The sequence below is a fragment of the Ruegeria sp. AF7 genome (assembly GCF_056541885.1).
The window spans coordinates 907,879-920,171 of record NZ_JBQFYX010000001.1; the positions used below are offsets into that span (position 1 = coordinate 907,879).

Genomic DNA, 12,293 nt, shown 5'->3' on the forward strand with positions numbered 1-12,293 from the left:
ATGGCCACCCCAAAGGAAGCTTACGATATCGCTGTGATCGGTGGCGGCAATGCGGCTCTCTGCGCTGCGATGACTGCAGCCGAGGCAGGCGCCCGTGTTCTGATCCTTGAAACGGCGCCAAAACCTTATCGCGGCGGAAACTCACGCCATACGCGCAATTTTCGCTGCATGCATTCGGGCCCGTTGGGTCCGCTCGTCGAGGCGTATAGCGAAGACGAATACCTCTCGGATCTGCTGAAAGTCACCGGTGGAAAAACCGATGAACATCTTGCCCGGTTGGCGATCCGCACGTCGGAAGAATGCCTTCCCTGGATGCAAGAACACGGGGTCCGGTTTCAGCCGTCGCTTTCCGGCACATTGTCATTGGCACAGACCAATGCGTTTTTCATGGGGGGCGGCAAATCTCTGGTGAATGCCTATTACCGCACGGCGGCAGGTTTGGGTGTAGATGTGCTGTACGAAGCCGCCGTCACGCATTTGGAACTGAATGGTGATCGGATCGAGTGGGTCGACTATAGCTATGAAGGCCAGTCTCATCGCATAGCGCCCAAGGCGGTCATCGTTGCCTCCGGCGGCTTTCAGGCCGACACGGATTGGCTCACCCGAGCCTGGGGTGAACCTGCCAAGAACTTCCTGATCCGGGGAACGCCTTACAACCGAGGCGTTGTCCTGTCTGATCTGCTGGACCAAGGAGTAGAAAGCGTTGGCGACCCGACCCAATGCCACGCCGTTGCCATCGACGGGCGCGCGCCGAAATTCGACGGCGGCATCGTCACCCGTCTGGACTGCGTTCCGTTTTCCATCGTCGTGAACAAACATGCCGAGCGGTTCTATGACGAGGGCGAAGACGTCTGGCCCAAACGCTACGCGATCTGGGGCCGTTTGGTGGCGGCGCAGCCGGATCAGGTGGGATATGCCATCATCGACGCCAAATCGCTGAACCTGTTCATGCCGTCCGTGTTCCCTCCGCTAAAGGCGGACACGTTGGACGAATTGGCCGGGATGATGGACCTGCCCGCGGAGAAACTGAAAGCAACCGTCAGCGCATTCAACGCCGCCTGCGGTGACACCAGCGGGTTTCATCCGACCGAACTGGACGGGGTGGCGACCTCGGGCCTGATACCGCCCAAGACCAACTGGGCGCGCCCAATTACCGAACCGCCGTTTTATGGCTACTCGCTGCGGACCGGTGTGACCTTTACCTATCTTGGGTTGAAGGTTGACGAGACGGCCCAGTGCTCGACCCCAAGCGGCAAGATCAAAAACCTTTGGGCGGCCGGGGAAACGATGGCTGGGTCGATCCTTGGGCAAGGCTATCTGGCGGGCTTTGGCATGACCATCGGAACTGTTTTTGGACGCATCGCAGGACGAGAGGCCGCCGCTTATGCAAACTGATCTTATTCAGGAAGCCCGCCGCCAGGCCGAGATCTGCAACGCCTGCCGCTATTGCGAGGGCTATTGCTCGGTCTTCCCGTCGCTTCATGCGGAACGCGCGTTCTCGGATGGGGACATCACGCAACTGGCCAACCTATGCCACAACTGCCGGGGGTGCTACTACGCCTGTCAGTACACCGCCCCGCACGCATTTGACCTGAACCTGCCCAAGGCGCTGGCCGAGGTGCGACGGGACAGTTGGGAGAGCTTGGCATGGCCGCAACCGCTGGCGCGCCGGTTCCACACCCATGGCGGGGCCATCGCTTTGGCGTTGGTGATCGGATTTGCCCTGTTGTTCTGGGCGACCCGCGCCATCGGTTCCAGTGGAGGCGAAGGGTTTTATGCCGTCCTATCGCATAACGCGATGGTCGCGATCTTTGCGCCTGCATTCCTGCTGCCTCTGTTCAGTATCGCCTTCAGCCTGAGGCGCTATTGGGCAGAGGTTGGTGGCAATCCCATCCAAACGTCTGATTTGACGGCTGCGCTCAAACGCGCGGGCAAGATGCAGGATCTGGCTGCAGGCCATGGCGAGGGTTGCAACTTCGAGGACGAAGACCGGTTCAGTCAGGGCCGACGCCACATCCACCACGCTGTTATGTATGGTTTTCTGCTGTGCTTTGCGTCGACCTCGGTGGCGACCGTTATGCACTATGTCTTCGGAATGCACGCGCCTTACGGGTTCTGGTCTTTGCCGAAACTGTTCGGGATTTCCGGGGGGCTGCTGCTGACGGTGGGGTGCGGTGCGATGGCGCTGCTCAAGCAAAAGTCAGACCGAGACCTCGGCGATCCGTCGGCCTGGGGTGGGGATATCGGCTTCATCCTGTTGCTCGGGTTTGTGGGGCTCAGCGGGCTGGTTCTCTATGCCCTCGGTTCAACGCCTCTGATGCCCGCGCTACTGGCCATCCATCTCGGATCGGTCCTTACGTTTTTCCTTCTTACGCCCTACACAAAAATGGCACACGGCTTCTATCGGCTTGCGGCGCTGGTCCGAGACGCACAACGAAAAAGAGATGCGTCCATGGTCCGTTAACAGCCCGTCGCGTCTGAGTGAGCAGAAAGAACATGCAATAGGATCAAATATGATTGTGAAGAACTCTGCGTTGCGGCACTTCGAGTGGCGGTCAACGTCCGGAATGGGACGTCCATTGTAGGACCAACGGCAGCGACGCACGCTTCGCACGTATTTGGGCCGACCGCAGCAATTTGCACTCTGGGCTCAAAGCAGCCGCACCTGAGATCACTTCAACTGGCTGTCCTTCGACCCCCGCCGATTGACGCCGCCACGTGCCTTGAACGCACCATCCCGTTCCTGCTGGCAATCAAGGCACAGCTTCACGCCCGGCAAAGCAACGCGGCGTTTTTCAGGGATCGGCTCTTCGCATTCGGCGCAATGGGTCAGGCTTTCACCAACAGGCCGCTTTTGCGCCTGCATCCGCGCCAGTTCATCCGAAATCGACGCTTCGATCTGTTCGCTCACTGCGCCGTCGCGCGCCCAGCCTCCGGCCATGGGTCATCTCCTGCTAAACGTAAGCAAAAGGATAGCCGAGCCTGCGCGCAAAGGGCAAGTTACAGCGAAACTGCGCCCTCGAACACGCGGTCAATCACCTCTTGCGTCCCCCGAGAGAATTCCAGCGGACAGGGATATTCTGCCCCTTCCCTGACCGAGCGGCAGAAGGCCTCGACCTGAAGCTTGTAATGGTCTGCGCCGGGGAACCGGGTGACCAGCACCTCAAGCCCCGGACGATGCAACTCGACCCGGGCTTCACCAAACACACGCGCATTAAACGGTGTAGTCAGGCGGATCAGGCCATTTTCCCCGTGAAACACCATTTCCTGATGGGGATGCATCCGAATGGACACGTAGCTTGAGTAGGTAAAACCGGGGAACTGCGCGCGAATTTCGGTGAAGATGTCGATATCATCCTGCCAACGGATGGCTGACTGTATCGCCACCGGTTCCTGCCCCGTTGCAAACCGGGCTCCACCGATCACGTAGACCCCGATATCACGCAATCCGCCGCCGCCCGTTTCAGCGCGGTTACGAATATTCTGGGTATCTGCCCGATTGTCGAAACTGAACGCTCCGGTTACGTGCACCAGATTGCCGATTGCACCATCCACAATCAGTTTGCGTGCCAATTGCCATTGGGGGTGATGCACGATCATATACGCCTCGGCGGACAGCAGGCCGCTTTCGTCGCGCTTTTGGATCAATGCGTCAAACTCGTCCGCCTTCATAGTCATCGGCTTTTCGCACAGCACATGCTTGCCGGCATCCAGCGCTTTCAGGCTCCATTCCACATGAAGGTGGTTCGGCAAAGGTATGTAGACCGCGTCGATACCGGGGTCCGCCAACAGCGCATCATAGCTTTCGAACACTTTCAGATCGGGACGGAACGACAAAAAAGGTTCAGCCTTTACCGCATCTGACGTCGCCAGCGCAGCCAGTCGCGCCCCGTTGGCGGCATGTATCGCCGGTGCCATGTATTCACGCGCGAATTTCGCGGCCCCCAACACGCCAAACTGAACCGGTTTTTGCATCACGCTCTCCATAGATGTTCGAACCCCAAAGAGTTCGTTCCCCTGCGAGGTCCGCAGGATCGACCTGTCACACCGTCATCGAATTGAAACGCGTCTTTGCCGTACCATAGCTTTGGCCCTGCGGCCATTCTTTTGGCTTCACAGTTTGGATAGCGGCCGCAGATGTTCAGCAGTTTACGATATGTCAGGATGCGCCCAGCATGTGCGCGAAGAGGAGGTTTCTTCGCACAGATGAAAAACCAGCCCGCAGCTATTGCAGGCTGGTATTGTGGTCAGCTGACACCCAGCATCCCTTTTTCACGTGCCAGATCCCGCATTTTCTTTTGCAGCTTCTCGAACGCGCGAACTTCGATCTGACGGATCCGCTCGCGGCTGACATTGTACTGCGTGCTAAGGTCCTCCAGCGTCACCGGCTGATCCAGCAAGCGGCGCTGGGTCAGGATGTCCTTTTCACGGTCGTTCAACACGTCCAGCGCCGCAGCAAGCAACTCGCGACGCGCTTCCAGTTCATCGCGCGCCTCATAGTCTCCGGCCTGGTCGGCGTCTTCATCCTCAAGCCAGTCCTGCCATTGCATCGTGCCTTCGCCTTCGGACCCGACCGTGGCATTCAGGGACGCGTCCCCGCCGGACATGCGGCGGTTCATGCTGATGACTTCCTCTTCGGTCACGCCAAGATCATTGGCAATTTGCGCGACGTTTTCGGGGCGCAAGTCGCCCTCTTCCAGTGCGCCGATACGCGCCTTGGCTTTGCGCAGGTTGAAGAACAGCTTTTTCTGCGCCGAGGTTGTGCCCAGTTTCACCAGCGACCATGACCGCAGGATGTATTCCTGAATCGAGGCGCGAATCCACCACATGGCATAGGTGGCCAGACGGAAACCCTTTTCAGGGTCAAAACGTTTGACCGCCTGCATCAGGCCCACATTGGCTTCGGAAATCACTTCGGCTTGCGGCAGACCGTAGCCGCGATATCCCATGGCAATCTTGGCCGCCAGCCGCAGGTGCGATGTCACCATCTTATGCGCGGCTTCTGTGTCCTGCTCTTCAACCCAGCGCTTGGCCAGCATGTATTCTTCTTCCGGCTCAAGCAGGGGAAACTTGCGAATCTCCTGCATATAGCGGTTCAGGCCGCCCTCGGGCGTCGGCGCGGGGAGATTTGCGTAATTTGCCATTATGATGTCCCTCCGACAAATGTTTAAGTCTTTAACATGGGATATGGGTAAGGAACCCATCCTGTTCAAGAGGTGCTGCTAACAGTCTGAAATTAATCTTTCATGAAGGAAAGATAAGAAACTCTTACTCACAGGACTTTGCTTATTATGTCAGCGGTGCGCGAAGCGCGGCAATCAGGTTCTCCATATCTTGCGGCAGTTCGGCTTCAAACCGCAGGTTTTCGCCCGTCACCGGGTGCTCGAACCCCAATACGGCGGCGTGAAGCGCCTGCCGGGGAAAGCCGGACACGCATTCGGCAGCGGCAGGCGCAAACGCCTTGATGGCCAATTTCCGCTTTCCACCATAGACCGTATCCCCGACAAGCCCATGCCCTGCATGGGCCATATGAACGCGGATCTGGTGCGTTCGCCCGGTCTCGAGCCAGCATTCGATCAAAGCCAGACCAGCAGGCGCGCCGAATTTTTCAACAACCCGCGCACGCGTCACCGCGTGGCGCCCGCCATGAAACAACACCGCCTGCCTTTGACGGTCGGTCTTATGCCGCGCAAGCTGGGTCGTCACACGCATGATGTTGCCCGGCTCAAAGCTGACACCTTTGACGCCGCGCAAACGAGGATCACTTGCATCCGGAACCCCGTAACACACAGCACGGTAATAGCGCTCGACGCTATGTGCTGCGAATTGCTCGGCCAGCCCGTGATGCGCGGCGTCCGTTTTAGCGACCACCAGAAGACCGCTGGTTTCCTTATCGATCCGGTGAACGATACCGGGGCGTTTCACCCCCCCAACACCTGACAAAGCGTCACCGCAATGGTGTAGCAAGGCGTTGACCATCGTACCCCCGGGCGAGCCCGGCGCGGGGTGCACGACCATGCCTGCTGGCTTGTTGACGACGATCACGTCTGCGTCTTCGAAAACAACCTCAAGCGGGATGTCTTCAGCACCGATATGGCTGTCTTCCGCCTCGGCTACAGTTATGGCGACCTGCGCCCCTTCGGACACTTTGGCCTTTGGGTCCTGAATCCGGGTCCCGTCGATCCGAACCGCGCCATCCTCGATCAGGCGCGCCAACCGCGTGCGCGACAGGTTTTCACCGTCTGGCACATCCCGCGAAAGCGCCTTATCAAGGCGAGGCGGCGGATCGGCCGCGATCTGAAACTCAATCTGGCGGGTGCCCATGACTGTCCCTTCCGAACCCCTAGAACCGCAGGAAACCCCGCAGCTACGATTGCTGCGGCGGATGGTCATGCTGCTGACCGCGGTGATGATTGGCGGGGTTCTAGTGACATTCGCCCTGATTGTCATCCGCCTATCAGACCGCACCCCCACCCTGCCGGATCAGATCGACTTACCCGATGGTGCCCGAGCGCAGGCCCTGACCATTGGATCCAACTGGTATGCGGTCGTGACCGACGACAACCGCGTCCTGATCTATGACAAGACAACAGGAAAGCTGCGTCAGGAAATCGCCGTCGAGTAACCGGATCAGTTCGGGAACAGACGGGTGCCGACCCAGGCCTCACCCATCTGCACATCCAGTTCGGGCGTACGCATCTTGCGTTTTCCGCCAAACGGGCAGAGCGTGATTTCGCCCAGATAAATCTTGTCGCCAATTACATAAAGGTCCACCCGCGCAAACTCGACACGTTGCCCGACGGCTTCGGCAATTGCGACCATATCGTCAAACACCTCTGGCTTGGGCTCGGTGTCATCGCTTGTCTGGAAATACAGCTCTTTCGGGATGAAGTTGAAATCCCGGTCGTGGATCATCTGCACATGCCCTCGAGAGCGGTCCCGGTCGACCTGAACAATCTGGACCTTTCCGGCGACAACCCAGAATTTCCAGTCGATGATGTCCTGACCTTCTGCCGCCAGATCCTCTTCAAGGAAATAGCGCGTTTCGATCGTGGAATACCACCATTCTGCCGCCCAGAAGCCGTGGGGAATGGGTTTATTGCTCCAATTGGTAAGCTTTTCCTGGGCCAGGTTGCGGTCTTCTGTGTTCATGGGCCAGGTGATCCTGTGGTTTTGCCCCTGCCCGTTATTGCATTTGAGCCAATAGCTGCCGGGCTCGAGGTCGAGGTCTTCCGGCAACTCAGGCGACGATGAAACCCAATAGCGCTTCACCGGTGTAAAGAGGTTCCTGGCTGGTTCTGGGATATAACTTTCCGCCGTCAACTTATCCGCCGCCGACACTTCGGGCATCTCGGCAAACAGCTTCATGACCAGCATCTTCTCAGTCACGGTCTTGGGGTTGCTCAAGTCAGGCAAATAGCGCTGATTGTTGGCAAACCTCGACAATGACATAGACATGGCATTCAACCGCAATGCGTCATTGGCATAGTGATCCCAACCTCGCTGATGACCCGATTGGGGTTTGTCATTCACCCCATAAAGCCCTTTGTCTTTTATCTTATCCAATTCAACCTGGGCCAATTTGAAGAACTGCTCAGAATTTGCGACCTGAGCTACGGACATCACGCCGTTGGTGGCCTCACTGATTTCCTCTTTGCTGATCCGCAAATCCGGAAGCGAGTCGGGAAACTCAATTTTCTGCGGCGCGCCCCGCCCTCTGCGTGGCAAAGGTGCATTGGCAGGACTGATCCCCAAACCGCGCAGCCTTCGATCCAGAAATGAATGACGTTTTACACCCTTGGCAATCCACCAACGCATCCGACGGCCCCAAAGATGGACGGCCTGCGTCTGATCCGTAAGGTACTTTTTTCGAAACTCCCGCGCTGGAATGTCGTTCGCCTGCCCCGTTTGCCGAAACGGCAACGGGTAAAACACCGGGGGTGGGCTGGCGTGTTCTATCTCGCCATGATGTCGCAGAAACCACGTCATGACACCGGGTCCGTAAACACTGTGTGCCTGATCCGAGGCATGAGGCAACTCACCGGCCTTTTTCTGGCGCTCCAGATTCTCGCGTTCCTCACCTTCTACCCAAGGACGGATCGGGAATGGATCAAGACTGTATTCCGTATACGCTTTCAGCGCGGGGCTGTCGGACGGCAACCGCATGATCGCATTGCAGATCGTATTGCGATTGAAGAAGCCGAAAATATGATCCGCTTTCGGGATCGGTTTCAAAGAAATCACATCCGTATCGCACCAGAGAAAATCGGTTTTTTGCATCAGCTGCAGCCTGAAAATATCAGATTGCGGAACCGGTGTTTTAAACTGGTTGTTCATAATGAACCGCTGCGGTTCGTGAATTTCGTTCGCCGAAACCAGTTCGATACCTTCGGGTACATTCTCGACTTCGTCATAGTGGAACAGCACGACCCTGTGTCCGTTCGCGACAAAAGACAAAAGGCACATCTGTTCCAGAAAACTGAGAGGACCTTCCAACCAGAGCATTCCGATTGTGGGAAGAGTATTTTCCGCGGCCATATGCAGTTTCTCCGAAGGCGGGTTTTTCAGGATTCAGGCTGTTTTTCGCTGGAAGACGGTTGCTTGTCTGCCGAAAGACGCGCGTGCAATCCGCGGTCTTTAGCAACAAATTCTACAGCCGGCTTATTAACAAGCGTCTGGTAAAGCGCGTTGTATTCTGGCTGTTTGAGAAGGTCTTCGATCAACGCCTTGTGCCACAGGAATGCTTTTCGGTGCAGCCGCGCAAGCCGTTCGTCGGACTGAAACTCCGCCATCAATGCGTCAACTTCGTCCTTGTACCTGAGGATCGTCTCATCCGCCGCCCCACCCCTGTTCCAACGGTCCCAGTATTCCGTTCCCAACGTCTGGGACGAGTGATTAGCTCGCCCACGGCTGCGCTTTGCCAGATAGGCTTGTGTGGAGCGGACCGCATAGTGATTGATCTGTGCAATCTCAAATCCAAAAGGCGGTGCAACATGATTCCCAAAAGGTGCGGGTTCTTTCGCGTGCCCCCCGGGAACAGACCGGAACACACCTGCCTCAAACTCGGATTTGGGATGCGGGTTGTGCATACCATAGCGGAGATAGACTTCACCCTGCCGGAAAAGCGATTTGACGAACCGGCGCCCCGCCCCGCCCTGCTCATACTCCAACTCACCATCGAAAAACTGCTGCGTCACTGGCGCGTCGCGCAACACATGGCGACCGCTGTTCGAGAATATCTTCCATGGAATGGAAATGACATCCACACCCGGTGTGGCCTCGATCAGGTCGTCCACCTTATGGTTTCCGACATGAATATTCAGAAACTCATCCGCATCGCAGACATAGACCCACTTGGCTTCTTTCACGACGGGCAAACGGCGGGCCTGCCTCAGAGCTGATCTGTGAATCCCGCCTGTTCCCACGCGGTTCCTGTGAAACTCAACATGACCCAGGGCCTCAAGACGGCGCAGAATTCTGTTCGTACCGTCCGTGCAATCGTTGGTGTAAACAATGATCCGGTCGAAACCCAAAACTTTATGATGAGCCACCCATTCCAGAATATATGGGCCCTCATTTTTCATTGCAGAGATGAGGATTTTTTCAGGCTTGTTCGTCACTGCCATTCACCCCAGACGCTTAGTCGCCCTGTTTCTTGCTGTCGTCTTGCGGAGTGATTTTTTCTATAGCGATCTGCGCACCAGCAATTGCCCGGATACGCAATTCACGGGGGTGTTTGCCCAGAAACTCGTTGACGGCCCGGATCACCCCGTCGCCCCACCAACCGCGACGGTGGTAATCATCAAACGCCATGATCCCACCCGCTTTGATCTTGGGAAACAACGCCTCCAGGTCCGCAGTTACTCCTTCGTAAGAATGATCCCCATCGACATAGGCAAATGAAATGCTCTCATCGTCAAAGAGCTTTAATGCCGGCACCGAGAAATCGCGAATGATGCCAACCTTGCCTTCTTCGATCTCTTTTTCGAAGGACGCGACGACCTTCTGGAAGATGGCTTCCATCTTTTCGTCTTCGGTCCGACCGACAAACGCCGTTGTATGCGATTCCTCGCCAATATGTTTCCAGGGATCGATCAGAAACAACTGACTGGGTTCAAGCAATTTGAGGATTGTCGGAGAAAACTCGCCCTGCCAGACACCGATCTCAACAGCCACCCCGCCCTTGGGAAGGCGCGTCAGGAACGTACGACGTATCGCGTCTTTTGTATTCTTGCGCTTGGTTGCCTTGTCTGCGTTCGGTTTATTCTGGCTGCCGGGAACAGCACCGATCACTCTGGGTTCGTTTGACATCTCGACCTCACTTGCAGACGGGTATTGAATTCACACGAAACCCGTTTTGTTTATTGGGCAATGGCTAACATGTCGTTGCTTCAAGAACCAGAAGCTATGTGTCGTTTTTGGAAAGTGGTGGCAACTTGTCGATACCAAGCCACGGAGGCTCGAGGCTTGTAATCCGATAGTCACTCGCTTTACTCGCAAGAAAACGGTTAATAGCCGAAGACATTCCGGAATAAGACCCTTTGCCCCGCCTGTAGGATGTAAAAGCGATACTTCCGCCCGGAGCCAGAACCCTGTCGATCCGGTTCAGCAATTGCAACATGACACGCTCGGCGCGAACGCCGCGTATGATCACGACGCCCACACTTTGTTCCTGAAACAGCTTCAGCATCAAAGGCGGCAGCGCCCGGTAGACCCTCAGACGCCCCGCAATGATCGGTTCGCGGAAGTACTCCAGCAATGAATAGAACGTGCGATCCAGGGCCTGTAGATTACTGTCTTGCGTCGTATCCTTGCAGGCGAATGTATCCCACGACAGCCCCCATGGCCCGATGATCGTCAATTGAGCAACTGCATCCAATGCGAGTATTTCTTCTACAATTTCGGTTTCGACATGCCCGATCAAAACCCAGTTCTTCTTGCCGCTGATTGACCGCAAGAACCGCTGTCGCTGCTCTTTCGTTCTTTCAACCTCCGGAGACACTGGCGGCAGGAAAGATGGGTCCTTCGGATCGAACGGCAAGTCCACCTGTTTTGCATTAGTGATTAATGCATGCTGCGCCGCCGCTTCTTCGTACTCCATGGCCGTTCCCAGAGAATCCAGCCGGGTAAACCAAGGGTAGTTATTGGGTTTTGAGTTTTCAGGTTTGGACATCTTGCCCAAGCGCGTCCATTTCGCAACTTGCGCGAAAGAAACTTCGGGGTCTTTGTAGGTCTCGGCATCAAAGGAAAGATCGCCTTCTTCCATCACGCCCAGATCCAGCGCCTTGATATATCGCCCCCCGGCAAAATTCTTGTACCGAGTTATGAATCCCTGCGCGGCCTCTGTTTCACGTATCTCCGAGATACGGCGCTTGTGATAAGCAACAGCTTTTTCGTGCAAGTCTCCCAGAACACGATCCGCACGTAGTTCATCATACGATTTTCCAAGGCGGTCCAATTTGGAAAGGACCGATAATTCTTCAACCTTGTTGAAGCAATGCATGTGCCAATAGGCTTGTCCCGTTGCCTCCATCTTGGGATGAAACGCGGTTGTGTTTACATCCCCCCGCAGCCGCTTCATCAGATAACTCTCAATGGACCGGACGGCATAGTGGTTCATCCTGAAAAACTGCTGCCCAAAGGCCGCGCCAGTCGTGGAATGAGACCAACCGTTTCGCCGCATTGCAGGTGGCAAGGGATCTCCGTCACCATCGATCCATGCAAAGCTTTCAGCCTTGCCGGCGATTGGGCCACGCGGACGGTGTGTGTTGATCGCCCGATAAGACCCGTTGTTTCTGACAAGCGATTTGAAGGCACGCACATTCTGCGGTGTGACCACCCCCAACTCTGATGCAGATGTGAATTGTTCGATTACAAACTTGTCGTCAAACTCGACAATCCCATTGTGCCCGAACATCTGCCATATCGCGGCAAAGCCATCTGCATGTGGAAAGGTGCGAAACAGATCGTCCAACGACCCGTCCCCAACACGGATGTCTAAGAACTCATCCACATCACAAACCAGAATCCACTCGGCTTCAGCGTACCAGGGATGTTCCATAGCGTTCGCATAGGCCGACGCCTGCGGCCCATGCTTCCAGGGACCGGGGTTATCGATATGCGCCAGAAAACCCAGCTCCTCGCATCTTTTCAGGATCGCGTCGGTGCCGTCAGAACAGTCATTCGAGTTAACGATGAAATGTGTGAACCCGATCGAAAGGTAATAGGCGATCCATTCAAGGATGAACGGCCCCTCGTCTTTCATCGTTGATATGACAAGTCTCATCGCACCT

11 protein-coding genes are annotated in these 12,293 nt (G+C 56.2%); 3 read left to right on the forward strand and 8 right to left on the reverse strand.

Annotation, left to right across the window (positions count from 1 at the left end; all coding sequences use genetic code 11):
* Nucleotides 1–1,395 carry an FAD-dependent tricarballylate dehydrogenase TcuA gene (gene tcuA / locus ACR0AP_RS04525; RefSeq protein ID WP_480505575.1) on the forward strand — a complete coding sequence of 465 codons (1,395 nt, stop codon included), beginning with the start codon at nt 1–3 and terminating at the stop codon, nt 1,393–1,395.
* Nucleotides 1,385–2,464 (forward strand): tricarballylate utilization 4Fe-4S protein TcuB, encoded by a 1,080-nt coding sequence (gene tcuB / locus ACR0AP_RS04530; RefSeq protein ID WP_480505577.1) that lies wholly within the window; start codon nt 1,385–1,387, stop codon nt 2,462–2,464. The genes tcuA and tcuB overlap by 11 nt, the downstream gene beginning before the upstream one ends.
* A 207-nt stretch (nt 2,465–2,671) precedes the next feature.
* Here tcuB and ACR0AP_RS04535 read toward each other — a convergent pair whose 3' ends face one another.
* From ACR0AP_RS04535 to ACR0AP_RS04550, 4 genes are all read right to left on the reverse strand, one after another.
* On the reverse strand, nt 2,672–2,941 hold the full coding sequence (locus ACR0AP_RS04535; protein WP_480481378.1) for a DksA/TraR family C4-type zinc finger protein: 270 nt from the start codon (nt 2,939–2,941) through the stop codon (nt 2,672–2,674).
* 59 nt (nt 2,942–3,000) lie between these two features.
* Nucleotides 3,001–3,975, reverse strand: a complete 975-nt coding sequence (locus ACR0AP_RS04540) for a Gfo/Idh/MocA family protein (protein ID WP_480505579.1) — start codon at nt 3,973–3,975, stop codon at nt 3,001–3,003.
* A 272-nt stretch (nt 3,976–4,247) separates the two neighbouring features.
* Nucleotides 4,248–5,144 carry an RNA polymerase sigma factor RpoH gene (gene rpoH / locus ACR0AP_RS04545; protein ID WP_209504218.1) on the reverse strand — a complete coding sequence of 299 codons (897 nt, stop codon included), beginning with the start codon at nt 5,142–5,144 and terminating at the stop codon, nt 4,248–4,250.
* A 145-nt stretch (nt 5,145–5,289) separates the two neighbouring features.
* The gene (locus tag ACR0AP_RS04550) at nt 5,290–6,324 is read right to left on the reverse strand and encodes an RluA family pseudouridine synthase (protein ID WP_480505581.1); all 1,035 of its coding nucleotides are present in this window, start codon (nt 6,322–6,324) and stop codon (nt 5,290–5,292) included.
* Here ACR0AP_RS04550 and ACR0AP_RS04555 point away from each other — a divergent pair.
* Nucleotides 6,323–6,625, forward strand: coding sequence for a DUF6476 family protein (locus tag ACR0AP_RS04555; protein ID WP_480505583.1), 303 nt, complete (start codon nt 6,323–6,325; stop codon nt 6,623–6,625). The two genes, ACR0AP_RS04550 and ACR0AP_RS04555, sit on opposite strands and share 2 nt — an antisense overlap.
* Nucleotides 6,626–6,630: 5 nt before the next feature.
* Here ACR0AP_RS04555 and ACR0AP_RS04560 read toward each other — a convergent pair whose 3' ends face one another.
* From ACR0AP_RS04560 to ACR0AP_RS04575, 4 genes are all read right to left on the reverse strand, one after another.
* Nucleotides 6,631–8,538 carry an ATP-grasp fold amidoligase family protein gene (locus ACR0AP_RS04560; RefSeq protein ID WP_480505585.1) on the reverse strand — a complete coding sequence of 636 codons (1,908 nt, stop codon included), beginning with the start codon at nt 8,536–8,538 and terminating at the stop codon, nt 6,631–6,633.
* A gap of 26 nt (nt 8,539–8,564) precedes the next feature.
* Entirely contained in the window at nt 8,565–9,584 is a 1,020-nt protein-coding gene (locus tag ACR0AP_RS04565; protein ID WP_480505587.1) for a glycosyltransferase family 2 protein, read from the reverse strand.
* A gap of 55 nt (nt 9,585–9,639) precedes the next feature.
* Nucleotides 9,640–10,311, reverse strand: a complete 672-nt coding sequence (locus ACR0AP_RS04570; protein WP_209595900.1) for a class I SAM-dependent methyltransferase — start codon at nt 10,309–10,311, stop codon at nt 9,640–9,642.
* Nucleotides 10,312–10,405: 94 nt separating this feature from the next.
* Nucleotides 10,406–12,286 carry a glycosyltransferase family 2 protein gene (locus ACR0AP_RS04575; RefSeq protein ID WP_480505589.1) on the reverse strand — a complete coding sequence of 627 codons (1,881 nt, stop codon included), beginning with the start codon at nt 12,284–12,286 and terminating at the stop codon, nt 10,406–10,408.
* Nucleotides 12,287–12,293: the final 7 nt, after the last annotated feature.